Genomic DNA, 17,262 nt, shown 5'->3' with positions numbered 1-17,262 from the left:
GGTTTTTGCTGATGGAACCGGTTCTATCCGCGAGCCGCAAAGATCAGTAAAATTCAGCGTCCTGACGGGGTGGGTACCCCCCGTGTTTCGGAGACCTGCATAGCCGGGCATACTCGCAACAACTCGCCCGGTTCGAACAATTCTAGGAGGAGTGCCACATGGGGGCTGTCCAAGGCAGCATGCTGCTCGTATTCACGCTGATCGCGATCGCCGCGCTGATCCTGATGATCGCGCGCTTCAAGATCTACCCGTTCCTGGTGCTGATCATCGTGTCGCTCGGCCTCGGTCTCGTCGTCGGCATGCCGATGGACAAGATCGTCAAGTCGTTCGAGGCGGGCACCGGTGGCACGCTCGGCCACATTGCGATCGTCGTCGGCCTCGGCACGATGCTCGGCAAGATGATGGCCGAATCGGGCGGCGCCGAACGGATCGCGACCACGCTGATCGACTGGTTCGGTGAAAAGAACATCCACTGGGCGATGATGTTCGTCGCGATCATCGTCGGCCTGCCGGTGTTCTTCGAAGTCGGCTTCGTGCTGCTGATCCCGATCGCGTTCAACGTCGCGAAGCGCACCGGCAAGTCGCTGCTCGTCGTCGGCCTGCCGATGGTGGCCGGCCTGTCCGTCGTGCACGGCCTGATCCCGCCGCACCCGGCCGCGCTGCTCGCCGTCCAGCAATACGGCGCCGACATCGGCAAGACGATCGCGTTCGGCCTGATCGTCGGCGTGCCGACCGCGATCATCGCGGGCCCGCTGTTCGCGCTGACGATCTCGAAGTTCGTGAAGCTGCCGGAGAACAATCCGCTCGCCGCGCAGTTCGTCGATACGCACACGGACGGCCGCAAGCGCGAACTGCCGAGCTTCGGCATCACGCTGTTCACGATCCTGCTGCCCGTCGTGCTGATGCTCGTCGGCAGCTGGGCCGACCTGCTGTTCACGCCGAAGTCGCTGCCGAACAACCTGCTGCGCTTTGCCGGCAACTCGGACGTCGCGCTGCTGATCGCCGTGCTCGTGAGCTTCTTCACGTTCGGCAAGCTGCAGGGCTTCAACCGCGACCAGATCCAGAAGTTCTGCGGCGAGTGCCTGGCACCGATCGCCGGCATCACGCTGATCGTCGGCGCGGGCGGTGGCTTCGGCGGCGTCCTGCGCGACAGCGGGATCTCGCAGCAGATCGTCGAGACCGCGAAGCACGCGCACCTGTCGCCGCTGCTGCTCGGCTGGTTCGTTGCGGCGCTGATGCGTCTCGCGACGGGTTCGGCGACGGTTGCGATGACGACCGCCTGCGGCATCGTCGCGCCGATCGCGGCGGCGGCCGGCACGACGGTCAGCCCGGAATTGCTGGTGCTGGCCACGGGCTCGGGCTCGCTGATCTTCTCGCACGTGAACGACGGCGGTTTCTGGCTGATCAAGGAATACTTCGGGATGACGGTCGGTCAGACGTTCAAGACCTGGTCGTTGCTCGAAACGATCATCTCGGTGCTCGGCCTCGGCTTTACACTGCTGCTGAGCATGGTTCTGTAACAAGGGGTAGTCAATGATTCTGATCGCAATGGGCGTGTCGGGCGCGGGCAAGTCGCGAATCGGCGAAATGCTGGCGGAACGCCTGTCGTGCAGCTATACCGATGGCGACGCGTTTCACAGCGCGGCGAACAAGGAAAAGATGCACCACGGCATTCCGCTGACCGACGACGATCGCTGGCCGTGGCTGCGCACGATCCGCGAGGCCATCGAGGAAAAGCAGCGTGCCGGTGAGACGGCCGTGTTCACGTGTTCGTCGCTGAAGCGGTCGTACCGCGACGTGCTGCGCGGCACCGACACCGACGTGCGGTTCGTGTATCTGAAGGGTTCGTTCGAGGTGTTGCACGAGCGCCTGAAGAGCCGCACCGGCCACTTCTTCGATCCGTCGCTGCTGAAGAGCCAGCTCGACACGCTCGAGGAGCCGGGCCCGGACGAAGCGATCGAGGTCAGCATCGAGCTGACGCCCGAACAGATCGTCGATCAGGTCATGCTGAAGATCGGCATCGCGCAGCAGCACTGAGCGCGGTTCGTGGCAATCGTCATGAAAAAGGCGCCCTTCGGGGCGCCTTTTTCGTGGGCGGCCCACGGGCCGCAGGCGGGTCAGGTCGCGGGCGCCTGCTTCGCGATGCCGTCGAGCAGCACGTCCAGCATCGTGTCGTGCACGGCTGCCGGATCGAGCTGCGCATAGAGCGGGGCGGCCGCCTTGACGAGCGGATGCGCGGCGTCGGACAGCGCTTCCATCTCCGCGAGCTCGACGTCGTTCGCGGCGCGCGTGAGGCCGCCGGCTTCGGCGGCGGCCAGCCCGATCACGCTCGCATACCAGCCGACGCACACCGACGGCAGCGCCGCGCGCGGGATGCCGGCGTCGGCCAGCGCGCGATGCACGGCCTCGATGTGCGCGAGATCGGCCGGCCCGGTACTCATGTGCCGCTGCAGCAGCGCGAACGCGGCCGGGTAGCGCAGCGCGAGCGCGCGGTACTGGCGCGCGAGGTCGCGCAGCCGTTCGCGCCACGGCAGGGCGGCGTCGACCGGCACGAGCGAGCGCGACAGCGCGTTCGCGATCGCACGGCTCAGGCCTTCCTTCGACTTGAAGTGATACAGCACGCTCATCGGATCGCAGCCGACCGACTGCGCGAGCTTGCGCACGCTGAATGCGGCTTCGCCGACGTCTTCGAGCAGTGCGAGCGCGGCCGCGACGATCGCGTCCTTGTCGAGGCCGCGCGGGCCCTGGGCGGGTTTGTCTTTCATCGATGCGGGCTGACGGGCCGGCGTGGCGCCGGCTGTAAACTTGACGAAAGCTCATTCTACACTGTAGAATTATTTCTGCGGTGTAGAAATTGGGTGTCCCGGCACCTTTCAATACGTGCTTTCGCACAGTCCGGGATCCAGGCGGCACGAGCGTGTCCGCCGTCAACACGGGCCATCGCGCCCCTTTATCTCGTTGACACCCATGTGGAACCGGCTGCCCCACCCGCGAAGCCAGAAGGCTCTTCGACAGGCGGCCCAAGACCATGCAAGTGCAATCATGACTTTCAACCATCAACCCCTGATCCAGGGCGAATCGCGTTTCGAACAAACGCAACTGAACATCGAAAAAGACAACTGGAACTGGTGCGACCCGGCCCGCTACGACGGCGAGCGCCCGGCGAACTGGTACGAGGCGTCGCTGTCGCGCCACGCGAACAGCGCGCCGCTCGCGCACGACGTGGTGTGCGACGTGCTCGTGATCGGCGCGGGCCTGCTCGGCGCATCGGCTGCGCTGCATCTCGCGGAGGCGGGCGTCGACACCATCCTCGTCGACAAGCACCACGTCGGCTCGGCCGCATCGGGCCGCAACGGCGGGCAGCTCACGCCCGGCCTCGCGCGCTGGGAAGCCACCGACATGATCGATCACCTGTCGCACGACGACGCAAAGCGGCTGTGGCGCTTCGCATCGACCGAATCGATGGACCTGATCGATGCGATCGGCGCACGCTACGCGCTCGAGCTCGACCGCAAGCGCGGCCACGTGACGGCCGCGGTCCACCCGGGCCACATGAGCGCGCTGCTCGACGGCGCGGATGCGCGCCGCCATCTCGGCGACGCGGGCGTGACGCTGGTCGGCCGCCACCAGCTGCATGACGAATACGTGCGCTCGGGGCTCTACCACGGCGCGGCGATCGACGCGATCGGCGGACAGATCCATCCGCTCGCGCTGGTGCGCGGCCTCGTGCACGGCTTCCGGCTGAACGGCGGCGCGCTGTTCGAGGGCACCGAGGTGCTCGAACTCGACGAGACGCCGGAGGGTGTCGTCGCGACGACGCCGGGCGGCACGATCACCGCACGCAAGGGCGTCGTGCTCGCGCTGCACAACACGACGTTCCGGCTGCTCGACGACGGCGCCGCGACGACCGTGCCGTTCTTTACCTACGTGAGCGTGACGGCGCCGCTCGACGTCGACGTCGCGACCTTGATGCCGGCCGGCATGCCCGTGTACGACACGCAGTTCCAGATCGACTACTACCGGCCGGTACGCGGCAACCGCCTGTTGTTCGGCGGGCAGGGCACCGGCACCTGCTGGGCGCAGCCGGACGTGAACGCGTATCTGCTGACGCGGCTGAACACGGTGTTCCCGCAGCACGACGGCCAGTTTGCGCTCGACTACTGCTGGAGCGGCGTCAGTGACTTCACGCTGAACGGCGCGACCGACAGCCGCAAGACCGACGGCCGCGTGCCGATGTACATGGTGCAGGGCTGGAGCGGCCACGGCGTCGCGCAGACGGTGCGGATCGGCAAGGCGATCTGCGACGATTTCGTCGGCCGCAACGATGACTTCTCGATGCTGACCGGCATCGACCATCGCGCGATTCCGCTCGGCCGCCAGCTGTCGCCGATCGCGATCCCGGCCGCGAAGGCGGCGATGAGCGTGATGAGCGCGCTCAATCCGGGCAAGATGATCTCGTTCTGATCGGCCGAACAGCAAAAAGCCCGATGCGATTGCTCGCATCGGGCTTTTTTATCTGCGGAGACGGTAGCGCTTAAGCGATCCGCTTCGCCAGTTCGACGGCCTTGCCGATGTACGACGCAGGCGTCATCGCGAGCAGAAGATCCTTCGCGTCCTGCGGGATCGCGAGCGTGCCGACGAATTCCTGCAGCGCTTCGCGCGTGATGCCCTTGCCGCGCGTCAGTTCCTTCAGCTGCTCGTACGGGTTCTCGATGCCGTAGCGGCGCATCACCGTCTGCACCGGCTCGGCCAGCACTTCCCAGCAGTTGTCGAGGTCTTCGTTCAGGCGCTGCGGGTTCACTTCGAGCTTGTCGAGGCCGCGGATCAGCGAATCGTATGCGAGCAGCGAGTAGCCGAGCGCGACGCCCATGTTGCGCAGCACCGTCGAGTCGGTCAGGTCGCGCTGCCAGCGCGACACCGGCAGCTTGTCGGCGAGGTGGCGCAGCGTCGCGTTCGCGAGGCCGAGGTTGCCTTCCGAGTTCTCGAAGTCGATCGGGTTGACCTTGTGCGGCATCGTCGACGAGCCGATTTCACCGGCCTTCGTCTTCTGCTTGAAGTAGCCGACCGAGATGTAGCCCCACACGTCGCGGTCGAGGTCGAGCAGGATCGTGTTCGCGCGCGCGACCGCGTCGAACAGCTCGGCCATGTAGTCGTGCGGTTCGATCTGGATCGTGTACGGGTTGAACGTGAGCTTCAGGCGGTTCTCGATCACGTCGCGCGAGAACGCTTCCCAGTCGAATTCCGGATAGGCGGACAGATGGGCGTTGAAGTTGCCGACCGCGCCGTTCATCTTGCCGAGGATCTCGACCTTCTCGATGCGCGTGATCGCGCGGGCGAGGCGGGCCGCGACGTTCGCGAGTTCCTTGCCGAGCGTCGTCGGGCTGGCCGGCTGGCCGTGCGTGCGCGACAGCATCGGCTGCTCGGCGTGCGCGTGCGCGAGTGCGACGAGGCGCTGGTAGACCGTGCGCAGCGCCGGCAGGATCACGTGCTCGCGCGCGCCGGCGAGCATCATCCCGTGCGACGTGTTGTTGATGTCTTCCGACGTGCACGCGAAGTGGATGAATTCGCTGGCCTTTTCGAGTTCTTCCTGGCCCTTCACCGATTCCTTCAGCCAGTATTCAACGGCCTTCACGTCGTGGTTCGTCACGCGCTCGATGTCCTTGATGCGGGCCGCGTCGTGCGCGGTGAAGCGCTCGGCGAGCTGCAGCAGGAACTGTTCGGATGCATCGGAGAAGCGCGGGACTTCCGCGAAGCCGGCGCGCGACAGCGCGATCAGCCAGTGCACCTCGACGGTGACGCGGTGGCGCATGAAGGCGGCTTCGGAGAGCCAGTCGCGCAGCGCTTCGGTCTTGCTGGCGTAGCGGCCGTCGATGGGCGAAAGCGCGGTGAGGGCGAAAAGCGTATCGGGACGAGTGTCGGACATGATCGGGCGGGCCTTGGGGCCGGGTCGAGCGAGGGGAAGGAGAATCCGGCATTTTACCATCGGCGCGGGACGATCCCGGCTGAGCGTGGCCGACGGGCGCCGCCGCATGCGGACACAGTGCCGGCGCCCGTTGGCGGCGGGGCGCCGGGCCGCTCGCCGCACCGCCGGCCGGGGCCGCCCGCCGGTAGAATGCAGGCTTCTTCCCGACCGCCGCCCGCCGCGCCCGCCTGCATGGAACTGAAATGGCTCGAAGACTTCGTCTCGCTCGCGGAGACGCGCAGCTTTAGCCGGTCCGCCGAACTGCGGCACGTGTCGCAGCCGGCGTTTTCGCGGCGCATCCAGGCGCTCGAGGCATGGCTCGCGACCGAACTGATCGATCGTTCGGTCTATCCGACGCGGCTCACGCAGGCCGGGCAGATCTTCTACGAACAGGCGCTGACGATGCTGTCGCAGGCGCACGAGGCGCGCACGCTGCTGCGCGGCCACGTCGGCGCGCCGGTGCCGACGATCGAGTTCGCGGTGCCGCACACGCTGTCGCTCACGTATTTCCCGCGCTGGCTGCAGCGGATCGAGGCGAAGATGGGCCAAGTCCACACGCGGCTGCGCGCGCTGAACGTGCACGACGCGGTGCTGTCGCTCGTCGAGGGCGGCTGCGATCTCGTGATGGGCTACCACCACCCGAGCCATCCGGTCGCGCTCGACCCGGCGCGCTACGACATGCTGATCCTCGGCAGCGAGCCGATCAGCCCGTTCTCGGCGCCGGGCCGCGCGGGGCGGCCGCGCTATACGCTGCCCGGCACGGCCGACGCGCGCGTGCCGTACCTGTCATATACGCCGAACGCGTATCTCGGCCGGATGACGGAGGTGATCGTCGCGAATGCATCGACGCCGCTGTTCCTCGATCGCGTCTATGAAACCGACATGGCCGAAGGGCTGAAGGCGATGGCGCTCGCGGGCCACGGCATCGCGTTCCTGCCGCACAGCGCGGTCGAGGATGCGGTCGCCGGCGGCCGTCTGATCCGGCTCGACCGGTCGGTGCGTGGCGGCGCGTACCCGTTCACGCTGACGATGGAGATCCGCCTGTACTGCGACAAGCTCGCGCTGCAGGGCGACGATCCGCGGCAGAAGCTCGTGCGTGCGCTGTGGGACGTCGTGCGCGACGAACTGCGCGAAACCGCGGGTTAACCGTGGGCGGTTAACCGTCGGCCGGCTGTCGTCGAGCTTGCGGTGCCTGTCGGACGGCTGTCCGGCGGCCATCACGCATCCAGGAAACACGATTTTTCACGCACGCGATGCACGAGCGATCGCGTGCGTTCTTGCGCAAATCGACCGCAGATTTGCGAAAAATCGCGATCATGCAAGAAACGCATAATCGAATAAGCAAACGGCATTGGATAAAAAAAACGGGTTTTTCGACAATGTGCGCACCTGTTGACCGTTGGAGCATCCATGTCTTCGCAATTGCAGTCCATCCCGTCCTACCTGCACGCCGACGATCTCGGCCCGTGGGGCAACTATCTTCAGCAAGTCGATCGCGTCGCGCCGTACCTCGGCTCGCTGTCGCGCTGGCTCGAAACGCTGAAGCGCCCGAAGCGCATCCTGGTCGTCGATGTGCCGATCGAACTCGACAACGGTACCGTCGCGCACTTCGAAGGCTATCGCGTGCAGCACAACGTGTCGCGCGGCCCGGGCAAGGGCGGTGTGCGTTACCACCAGGACGTGACGCTGTCGGAAGTGATGGCACTGTCCGCATGGATGTCGGTCAAGAACGCGGCCGTGAACGTGCCGTACGGCGGCGCGAAGGGCGGTATCCGCGTCGACCCGCGCAAGCTGTCGCGTGGTGAGCTCGAGCGCGTGACGCGCCGCTACACCAGCGAAATCGGCATCATCATCGGCCCGAACACCGACATTCCGGCGCCGGACGTCAACACCAACGAACAGGTGATGGCGTGGATGATGGACACGTACTCGATGAACCAGGGCCAGACGTCGACCGGCGTCGTGACCGGCAAGCCGATCGCACTCGGCGGTTCGCTCGGCCGCAAGGAAGCAACGGGCCGCGGCGTGTTCGTCGTCGGCTGCGAAGCGGCGAAGAAGAAGGGCCTGGAAATCGAAGGCGCACGCATTGCAGTGCAGGGCTTCGGCAACGTCGGCGGCATCGCGGCGAAGCTGTTCCAGGAAGCGGGTGCGAAGGTGATCGCGGTGCAGGATCACACGGGCACGATCTACCAGCCGGCCGGCCTCGATTCGAACAAGCTGCTCGACCACGTTGCCCGCACGGGCGGCGTCGCGGGCTTCGAAGGTTCGGAGCCGATGCCGAACGACGAGTTCTGGACGGTCGAAACCGACATCCTGATCCCGGCGGCACTGGAAAACCAGATCACCGAGAAGAATGCAGCGAAGATCCGCACGAAGATCATCGTCGAAGGCGCGAACGGCCCGACGACGACGGCGGCGGACGACATCCTGACCGCGAACGGCGTGCTCGTGATCCCGGACGTGATCGCGAACGCAGGCGGCGTGACCGTGTCGTACTTCGAATGGGTGCAGGATTTCTCGAGCTTCTTCTGGACGGAAGACGAGATCAACCACCGTCTCGAGCGCGTGATGCGCGAAGCGTTCTCCGGCGTGTGGGCAGTCGCGGAAGAGCACAAGGTGTCGGTGCGTACGGCGGCGTTCATCGTTGCGTGCAAGCGCATCCTGATGGCACGCGAAATGCGTGGCCTGTATCCCTGATCGGCGGTTGCCGATTTCAGATCGGTTGACTACGATCAATCCATGACGCAATCCATCCGGTTGCGTGCATGAACCCTCGCGGGCGGTGCCGAATCCGGTACCGCCCGCGCGCGCATTCAGGCGCCGGAAGAGGGCCGAAGCCGGGAGGAAGGCTTCGCGCAGCACGATTCGTAGTGCGGTAAACAACCAGTACTTTCAAAAATATTACTTTGATACACTGGCGCGGGTTTTAGCCAAGGAGATGACCAAAATGAAATACCAAAAGGCAGTCCTGATGTTCGCGGCGCTTTGCGCGTTCGCAAGTGGCGCGCATGCTCAGGAGACGGGCACGCTGAAGAAGATCAAGGACACGGGCGTGATCGCGCTGGGGCACCGCGAATCGTCGATCCCGTTCTCCTACTATGACGAAAAGCAGCAGGTGGTCGGCTATTCGCGCGAATTCCAGATGAAGGTGGTCGACGCGGTGAAGAAGAAGCTGAACCTGCCGAACCTGCAGGTGAAGAACATCCCGGTCACGTCGCAGAACCGCATTCCGCTGGTGCAGAACGGCACGGTCGACATCGAGTGCGGCTCGACGACCAACAACGCCGAACGCCAGCAGCAGGCCGCGTTCTCCGACACGATCTTCGTGATCGGCACGCGCCTGATGACGAAGAACGATTCGGGCATCAAGGATTTCGCCGACCTGAAGGGCAAGACGGTCGTGACCACCGCCGGCACGACGTCCGAGCGCCTGCTGCGCAAGATGAACAACGAAAAGCAGATGGGCATGAACATCATCAGCGCGAAGGATCACGGCGATTCGTTCAATACGCTGGAATCGGGCCGCGCGGTCGCGTTCATGATGGATGACGCGCTGCTCGCGGGCGAGCGCGCGAAGGCGAAGAAGCCGGGCGACTGGGTGATCGTCGGTACGCCGCAATCGGAAGAAGCGTACGGCTGCATGATGCGCAAGGGCGATGCGGACTTCAAGAAGGTCGTCGACGACGCGATCTCGCAAGTCGAGAAGTCGGGCGAAGCCGCGAAGATCTACGCGAAGTGGTTCGAGAACCCGATCCCGCCGAAGGGGCTGAACCTGAACTTCCCGCTGTCCGATTCGATGAAGAAGCTGTACGCGAACCCGAACGACAAGGCGCTCGACTGACCGCACGGCCGTTGATGCAGAAATGACGCTAATGAGACGGAAGAGGCCCCGCTTCTTCCGTCTCTTTTTGCTGGAGTCTTGCCCATGTCTTACCACTGGAACTGGGGCATCTTCCTGAGCCCCGTGTCGACCGGCGAGCCGACGACTTATTTCGGATGGCTGATGTCCGGCTTCTGGGTGACGATCGAAGTGTCGCTCGTCGCCTGGGTCATCGCGCTGATCGTCGGTTCGCTGTTCGGCGTGCTGCGTACCGTGCCGAACAAGTGGCTGTCCGCGATCGGCACCCTGTACGTGTCGATCTTCCGGAACATTCCGCTGATCGTGCAGTTCTTCGTCTGGTATCTCGTGATACCCGAGCTGCTGCCCGCGTCGATCGGCACCTGGATCAAGCAGTTGCCGCCCACCACGCAGTTCTTTACCGCGTCGATCATCTGTCTCGGCCTGTTCACGGGCGCGCGCGTGTGCGAACAGGTGCGCTCCGGGATCAACGCGCTGCCGAAGGGCCAGCGCGCCGCCGGCCTCGCGATGGGCTTCACGCAATGGCAGACGTACCGCTACGTGCTGCTGCCCGTTGCGTACCGGATCATCGTGCCGCCGCTCACGTCGGAATTCCTGAACATCTTCAAGAACTCCGCCGTCGCGTCGACCATCGGCCTGCTCGACCTGTCCGCGCAGGCGCGCCAGCTCGTCGACTACACCGCGCAGACGTATGAATCGTTCATCGCGGTCACGCTCGCGTACGTGATCATCAACCTCGTCGTGATGGCGTTCATGCGCTGGATCGAAGGCCGCACGCGGCTGCCCGGCTATATCGGAGGCAAGTGATGCATCAGTTCGACTGGAGTAGTATTCCCGGCGCGCTGCCGACGCTGTGGACGGGGGCGATCGTCACGTTGCAGATCACGCTGATCGCGATCGTGGTCGGGATCGTCTGGGGCACGCTGCTGGCGCTGATGCGGCTGTCGGGCGTCAAGCCGCTCGCGTGGTTCGCGCAGGGCTACGTGACGGTGTTCCGCTCGATCCCGCTCGTGATGGTGCTGCTGTGGTTCTTCCTGATCGTGCCGCAGCTGCTGCAGGGCGTGCTCGGGTTGTCGCCGACGATCGACATCCGTCTCGCATCGGCGATGGTCGCGTTCTCGCTGTTCGAAGCCGCGTATTATTCCGAGATCATCCGCGCCGGCATCCAGGCGGTGCCGCGCGGCCAGGCGAACGCCGCGTTCGCGCTCGGCATGAACTACGCGCAGGCGATGCGCCTCGTGATCCTGCCGCAGGCGTTCCGCGCGATGGTGCCGCTGCTGCTCACGCAGGCGATCGTCCTGTTCCAGGATACGTCGCTCGTGTACGTGATCAGCCTCGCGGACTTCTTCCGCACGGCGGCCAACATCGGCGATCGCGACGGCACGACCGTCGAGATGGTCCTGTTCGCCGGCGCATGCTATTTCGTGATTTGCTCGTTGGCGTCTGCTCTCGTCAAGGGTCTCCAGAAAAAGGTCACAAGATGATTTCCATCAAGAACGTTTCGAAGTGGTATGGCCAGTTTCAGGTCCTCACCGACTGCACGACCGAGGTCAAGAAAGGCGAAGTGGTCGTCGTGTGCGGCCCGTCCGGTTCGGGTAAATCCACGCTGATCAAGACCGTGAACGGCCTCGAGCCGTTCCAGCAGGGCGAGATCCTCGTGAACGGCCAGTCGGTCGGCGACAAGAAGACGAACCTGTCGAAGCTGCGCTCGAAGGTCGGGATGGTGTTCCAGCATTTCGAGCTGTTCCCGCACCTGTCGATCACCGAGAACCTGACGCTCGCGCAGGTCAAGGTGCTCGGCCGCGGCAAGGACGAGGCGAACGAGAAGGGCATGAAGCTGCTCGATCGCGTCGGGCTGAAGGCGCATGCGCACAAGTTCCCGGGCCAGCTGTCGGGCGGCCAGCAGCAGCGGGTCGCGATCGCGCGCGCGCTGTCGATGGATCCGATCGCGATGCTGTTCGACGAGCCGACGTCCGCACTCGACCCCGAGATGATCAACGAAGTGCTCGACGTGATGGTCGAACTCGCGCAGGAAGGGATGACGATGATGGTCGTCACGCACGAGATGGGCTTCGCGAAGAAGGTGGCCCATCGCGTGATCTTCATGGACAAGGGTGCGATCGTCGAGGACGACCGCAAGGACGATTTCTTCTCGAATCCGAAATCGGAACGCGCGAAGGACTTCCTCGCGAAGATCCTGCACTGAGCGTTCGCGCGCGTCGGCGCTGCGTGTGCATCGCTGCGAAAACCGCCCGGCCTCGCGCCGGGCGGTTTTTTTTCGTCCGCCGCCAGCGGGCGTTACCAGCTGTATCGGTAGCCGATCTGCCCGACGATGCCGCGCCGGTAGTCGCCGCCGATGTTGCGTGCGATCTTCGCGTTCGCATACAGCTCGCCCGACTTGCCGAAGCCTGCGGTCACGCCGACGCCGAGCTCGTACCACGTGCGGCCGAGATGCGTCGCGAACGGGGTGCCGCCGACGACGGTCTGGCCCGGCGACAGGAAGTCGTGCAGTACGTCGGCCGTGAAGTACGGCGTCGCGGCACCGCCGCCCGAATCCGACTGGAGGTTCGGCCGGAAGATGCGCACGCCGACGCGGCCGCGCAGCGCGTTCGTCGTCGTGCCCGAAACCGCCGAGACGTTGTCGTTGAACCCGTTCAGCTTCAGGTACTGAACCATCAGCTGCGCCTGCGGTTCGACCGCGACCGGCAGCGCGCCGATCGCGAACGGCTTGCCGACTTCCTGCGACAGTGCGACACCGAAGCCGTTCTGCGACGCCTCGTTGCCGTAGCTGTCGCGATAGCGGTTGCCGTAGTGCGTGACCTGCCCGACGCTGTCGAAGTACGTGCCGTCGGACAGGTACTTCGTCCAGTAGCCGCCGACGCTCTGCGCGTGCATCTCGACCGAGCCCGTCGACGTCGACAGGTTGGCCGTGTCGGCGCGCGCCATGTCGCTGAAGCTCGCGTTCGACACGCCGATGCTGGCCGTCACACCCGCGTGCGTGCTGCCGCCGCCGTTCGGCGCCTGGTCGAGCGTCCAGTCCTTGCCGAACTGCGCGAAGAACGTGCGCGCGTCGGCCGCGAAGCGGCCTGCGTTCGCGTCGAGGCTCTGGCCGCCGATGCGCCCCCACACGCCGTCGCGATTGCCGGGCTGCTGCTTGCCGAGGTTGTAGATGTCGCCGACGCGCTCGTGCAGCTTGCCGAGGGTCGAGAAGCCGTAGTCGGCGTTCAACAGCGGCGTGAGCGCGTAGCCGGCGACACCGGGGCGATACGCGAGCGTGCCGCCGTTGCCATTCCCGTTGCCGTTACCGTCGCCGCCACCGGACGGGTGGATCGGGTCGCCGGGGTCCGACGGATCGAGCTGCGACCGCAGGTACCAGCCGTTCGCGTCGCCTTGCCCGCCGCGATACAGCCGGTATTCGTACGCGCCCGCCTGTACGGGGCCCGCGAGCTGGAACGCCGATGCGGTGGTCGTGCCGCCGTTGGCCGTGACGACCACCGGAATCCCGTCGCCCATCGTCTGCGCGCCGGTGCCGGCCGTGTTGGCGATCTTCAGGCCCGTCGTGCCGCTCGCGGCGCCGCCGTTCACGATCACCCGATCGGTCGGCGAGGCGTCGGCGCCGAGGAAGGTGTTGAGCGCGATCGTGCCGCCGTTGCCGACGTAGCTGCCGGTCGTCAGCGTCTTGTAGCTGCCCGCGAGCGTCGGCGAACCGGTCGGTGCGGCGAACGCGACCAGGCCCGCGTTGTTCAGGCTGCTCAGCACGGAGCTGCCCGTCATGCGCCAGGTGCTGCTGCCGTCGACGGTCAAGGCGACCGGATCGATCGTGCCGGTCAGCGTCGTGCCGTTCGCGAGGAACACGTTGCCGATGCTCGATGCGTCGGAGACGACGTTGCCGGTCAGGTTCACGGCCGACGCGGTGAAGCTGGCGTGGCTGCCGTTCGACAGGTCGAGCAGCGTGCCGTTGCCGGCCGTCACGACCGTGCCGTTGCGCACGGCGATGTCGGCCGTGCCGCCGCGCACGGCGAAGGCCGGCCCGGTGGCGGACGTGACGCCGCCGCCGTCGACGAGCACCGAGCTCGTCGCGCCGTTGGCGAGCGTATCCGACGTCAGCACGCCGGCCGTCGCGCCCTTGAGTGTCGTGCCGGTCAACGCGAGCACGCCGCCGCTGTCGGCGGTTGCGCCGTTGCCGGCGGCGCTGGCGATCGACGAGCCGGTATCGCCGATACGGCCGCCGTTCTGCGCGACGAGGCCGTCGGCCGCCGTGCCGGCTGCGCTGATCTTCGCGCCCGACAGCAGCGCGGTCGCGCCGCCGCTCGTCACGATCGCGGCCGAACCCGCGCCGGTCGTCGCGACGGTCGTACCGTTGGCCGTCAGCGTCGAATCGGCGCCCGACACGAAGAAGCCGCGCGCGTTGTCGCCGGTGGTCCGGACGACGGTCGCCGCATCGGTCGCGATGCGCGCGCCGGCGCCGGTCGACGACAGGCCGTCTGCGCCGCCGCCGGTCGTGCCGATCTGCGTGCCGGACAACGCGACCGTCGCGTTCGTCCCCTGGTTGTCGATCCCCTTGCCCGAGCCGCCGACCGCGATCGACGTCGCGCCGGCCGCGAGCCCGCCGCCCGTCACGGTCGAGTCGATCAGCACGCCGTCGGCGCTGCCGTTCGCGATCACGGTGCCGGCGCCCGACAGCGCGACCGATGCGCCGGCGCCCGTCAGGTGCACGCCCGCGATGCCGTCGTCGGCTTCGATCGAACCCGCGTTGGCGAGCGTCGCCGACGCACCCTGGACGAGCGCGCCGGTGCCGTCGGAGACGCGGATCGTCGACGCGTTGTTCACCGTGCCGAGCGTGCCGATCACGACGCCCGTCGAGCCGGCGCCCGTCAGCAGTACCGTGTTGCGGTTCTCGAGCGTGCCGAGGCGTTGCGCGACGAAGCCCGTCACGCCGGCAGTCGATGACGTGACGGCGGCGCTGTTGGTGAGCGTCGTCGCGACCGGTGCGCCGGCATTGGCGCCGGCGAGGTCGTGCGCCTGGCCGTCGACGACGCCGGCGATCGCGCCGGCCGCGTTCAGGTTGATCGTCGCGCCCGCGTCGATCGTGCCTTGCGCGCCGCCTTCGACTGCAATCGCGATGCCGTTCGTGCCGTTGACGTTGTAGATCGCGTTGCCGGTCGACAGCACGGTGCCGGCGTCGGTCGCGAGCACGCCGCGTGCGCGCTGGCCGTTGACGTCGGTCGTCAGCGCGCCGGCCGTCGACGCGCCCGTGTAGGCCGCACCGCCCGCGACCCGGAACAGCGTCGAATCGTCGGTGTCGACGCGGAGGTGCTGCGCGGCGACGTTGATCTGCGAGCCCGCGCCATAGGCGTAGAAGCCGATCTGGTTCGTGCCCGACATGAAGGCGGGCACCGCATTGGCGCCGACGTCGATCGTCGCGCCCGAACGCGCGTGCACGCCGATCGCGCCGGTGCCCGTCAGGTTGAGCGCGCCGTCGAGCGTGGCCTTCGCGCGCGGCCCTTCGGCCCACACGCCGTAGTTGCGCGTGCCCGAGGCGGGATCGAGGCCGCCGGCCACGTTGATCGTGCCGGTCGAGGTCGCAGCCGTCGCGGTCGCGCCGGTCCCGACGACCATGATGCCGATGCCGTTGACGCCATTCAGCGTGATGGTGCCGGTATTGGTCACGGTCGCGGCCGTGTTGGCCGCGAGCATGCCGACGTTGGCGAGCGGCGTGCCGGACGCCGCGCCGTTGACGACGATCGCGCCCGCGTTGCTCAGCGTGCCGGACGACGAGCCGATGCTCGCCAGCGCGGCGCCGTTCTGTGTCTGCGAACCGATCACGATCGTGCCGAGGTTGCTCGCGGTACCCGATGCGCCGAGCAGGATGCCGTACGCGTGCGCGGACAGCGCGACGTCGTTCGCGGCTTCCGGCGCGCTGGCGTCGTACTGGGCCGCCCGGCCGAGGTAGATCGTGCCGCCGGCTTCGTTCGTGAAGCTGCCGCCGGCAACGAGGCCGCCGATCACCTGGCTGTCGAGCGTCGTCGCGTTGACGCCGACGTTGATCGTGCCGGCGTTCGATGCGGTCGCGCCGTCGGTCGCGGCCACCGCATAGTTTTGCAGGTCGAGCCGGTTGCGGATGAGATCCCAGGCGCCGACGTTCATCACGCCGTTGTTGACGAACGTGGTGCCTGCGCCGTTCGCGTACACGCCGCTGCCTTCGACGTACGTGTTGAGGCCGAAGTTGTCGGGCGGAACGGCGCCGCTCGTGCTGACGTTGTCGCCGGCCGTATAGCCGGAGGAAATCGAGCCGTTGTTGACGCCGCTCGCGCCGCTCAGTAGGCGCACCAGCGTGAAGTCGCCCGACAGGCGCCCGTCGTTGACGAAGTGCGCGCCGTTCTCCGCGACGACGGCAGCGCTCGCGTCGATCGTGTTGGCGCCGCGGAAGTCGATCTGACCGTCTTTGCCGATGTGCAGCGTCGCGTTCGCGCCGGTGCCGTGCATCGCGGTCGGATAGTTTCTGGGCAACGCGTTCTTGTCGCCGGGCGACACGTTGTTCGCGTACTCGAAGGTCTGCGGGGAGAGCGTTACGGCCTGGCCGAACGCGTTGTCGTAGGCGGCCTGCGAGCCGAGCGCGCCGTTCCGGACCGAGCGCACGAGGAAGTCGTTGTACGCGGCAAGCGACGCGGCGTCGGTGACGGTCCACGTGCTGCCGTCGAACGCGGTGAAGGTGCCCGCGTAGGCTGGCACGTCGAGCTGGATGCTGCCGACGGGGCCGCCGCTCGCGAGATAGTCGCCGGTGATGAACCAGATCTGGTTGCGCGAATTCCAGTTGATGACGCTCGGTGCCGAGCCGGTGCCGTCCGCGTAGGTGAGGTCGGTCTGCTTGGCCGCGATCGTGATCGCATTGCCTGCCGCCGCGGGTGCGTTTGCCGGGTTGCCGATCGATACGTCGAGCGTGCCGCCCGAGTTCGCGACCGTGCCGATCCGCGTGTTCACGTACTGGTTGCCGTTCACGTCGTGGTAGACCGGCACGATGGTCGAGCCTGCATTCGACGGGGTGAAAGCGGACGAATCGTAGGTGGCGACTGACGTGCGGCCGCCCGTGATCGAGTCGGGGGTGCCGACGCTTTGCGTCTTGCCGCCGAGCGTCAGCAACGGCTGATTCGGGTTGCCCGAAATGACGGACGTGCTGCCGAGCGGCATCTGCGTGTAGCCCATGTCGCCGGTTGCACCGGTCCACGCGCCCGTCAGGCTGACCCGGTCGCCGCCCGACACGGTCGTGGCGCCGACGAGGTTGTCGTTGACGGTCGGGCTGAAGCTGCCGAGCGCGCAGGTGCCGTTGTTCGCGACGGCTGCGCCACTGCCGCACGTCGACGCGTACGCGGAGCCGGCCGACAGCGCGGCCAGCGCGGCGCCGACTGCCGCGACGCGAAGCGATGTCCGGCGCGGTGCCGCG

12 protein-coding genes are annotated in these 17,262 nt (G+C 66.7%); 9 read left to right on the top strand and 3 right to left on the bottom strand.

Annotation, left to right across the window (positions count from 1 at the left end; all coding sequences use genetic code 11):
- The first annotated feature begins 158 nt into the window (after window positions 1-158).
- Together G3N61_RS27975 and G3N61_RS27970 are read left to right on the top strand one after the other, a co-directional pair.
- Entirely contained in the window at window positions 159-1,520 is a 1,362-nt protein-coding gene (locus tag G3N61_RS27975; protein ID WP_043191253.1) for a GntP family permease, read from the top strand.
- A 13-nt stretch (window positions 1,521-1,533) separates the two neighbouring features.
- Window positions 1,534-2,037, top strand: coding sequence for a gluconokinase (locus tag G3N61_RS27970; RefSeq protein ID WP_089449899.1), 504 nt, complete (start codon window positions 1,534-1,536; stop codon window positions 2,035-2,037).
- A gap of 80 nt (window positions 2,038-2,117) precedes the next feature.
- On the opposite strand, the gene G3N61_RS27965 is transcribed toward G3N61_RS27970, so the two are convergent.
- Window positions 2,118-2,765, bottom strand: a complete 648-nt coding sequence (locus G3N61_RS27965; protein ID WP_089449900.1) for a TetR/AcrR family transcriptional regulator C-terminal domain-containing protein — start codon at window positions 2,763-2,765, stop codon at window positions 2,118-2,120.
- A 277-nt stretch (window positions 2,766-3,042) separates the two neighbouring features.
- Between G3N61_RS27965 and G3N61_RS27960 the strand changes: the two genes are divergently transcribed.
- On the top strand, window positions 3,043-4,464 hold the full coding sequence (locus G3N61_RS27960) for an FAD-dependent oxidoreductase (protein ID WP_205824091.1): 1,422 nt from the start codon (window positions 3,043-3,045) through the stop codon (window positions 4,462-4,464).
- A 70-nt stretch (window positions 4,465-4,534) separates the two neighbouring features.
- Here the strand turns inward: G3N61_RS27960 and purB are convergent, their stop codons facing one another.
- Window positions 4,535-5,923, bottom strand: coding sequence for an adenylosuccinate lyase (gene purB, locus G3N61_RS27955; protein ID WP_043191242.1), 1,389 nt, complete (start codon window positions 5,921-5,923; stop codon window positions 4,535-4,537).
- Between the two features lie 231 nt (window positions 5,924-6,154).
- Here purB and G3N61_RS27950 point away from each other — a divergent pair, with 231 nt between their 5' ends.
- The 6 genes from G3N61_RS27950 to G3N61_RS27925 all read left to right on the top strand — a co-directional run bounded on the left by G3N61_RS27950 (window position 6,155) and on the right by G3N61_RS27925 (window position 12,027).
- Window positions 6,155-7,108, top strand: coding sequence for a LysR substrate-binding domain-containing protein (locus G3N61_RS27950; protein WP_039361477.1), 954 nt, complete (start codon window positions 6,155-6,157; stop codon window positions 7,106-7,108).
- 264 nt (window positions 7,109-7,372) lie between these two features.
- A complete protein-coding gene (locus tag G3N61_RS27945) occupies window positions 7,373-8,659 on the top strand; it encodes a Glu/Leu/Phe/Val dehydrogenase (protein WP_205824090.1) in 1,287 nt (428 codons plus the stop codon).
- Window positions 8,660-8,909: 250 nt separating this feature from the next.
- A complete protein-coding gene (locus G3N61_RS27940; RefSeq protein WP_043191236.1) occupies window positions 8,910-9,803 on the top strand; it encodes a glutamate/aspartate ABC transporter substrate-binding protein in 894 nt (297 codons plus the stop codon).
- Window positions 9,804-9,887: 84 nt separating this feature from the next.
- Window positions 9,888-10,628 (top strand): amino acid ABC transporter permease, encoded by a 741-nt coding sequence (locus G3N61_RS27935; RefSeq protein WP_043191234.1) that lies wholly within the window; start codon window positions 9,888-9,890, stop codon window positions 10,626-10,628.
- A complete protein-coding gene (gene gltK / locus G3N61_RS27930; protein WP_043191232.1) occupies window positions 10,628-11,305 on the top strand; it encodes a glutamate/aspartate ABC transporter permease GltK in 678 nt (225 codons plus the stop codon). The genes G3N61_RS27935 and gltK overlap by 1 nt, the downstream gene beginning before the upstream one ends.
- Window positions 11,302-12,027 carry an amino acid ABC transporter ATP-binding protein gene (locus G3N61_RS27925; protein ID WP_011350949.1) on the top strand — a complete coding sequence of 242 codons (726 nt, stop codon included), beginning with the start codon at window positions 11,302-11,304 and terminating at the stop codon, window positions 12,025-12,027. The genes gltK and G3N61_RS27925 overlap by 4 nt, the downstream gene beginning before the upstream one ends.
- 92 nt (window positions 12,028-12,119) lie before the next feature.
- On the opposite strand, the gene G3N61_RS27920 is transcribed toward G3N61_RS27925, so the two are convergent.
- On the bottom strand, window positions 12,120-17,262 hold a 5,143-nt coding region (locus tag G3N61_RS27920), incomplete at its 5' end, for an autotransporter outer membrane beta-barrel domain-containing protein (RefSeq protein ID WP_205824089.1).

It is taken from the genome of Burkholderia sp. Ac-20349 (assembly GCF_017104865.1).
GTDB classification, from domain to species: Bacteria; Pseudomonadota; Gammaproteobacteria; order Burkholderiales; family Burkholderiaceae; genus Burkholderia; species Burkholderia aenigmatica.
Note: the sequence above shows the minus strand (reverse complement) of the source record. Positions and strands in the feature narration are given on the sequence as shown.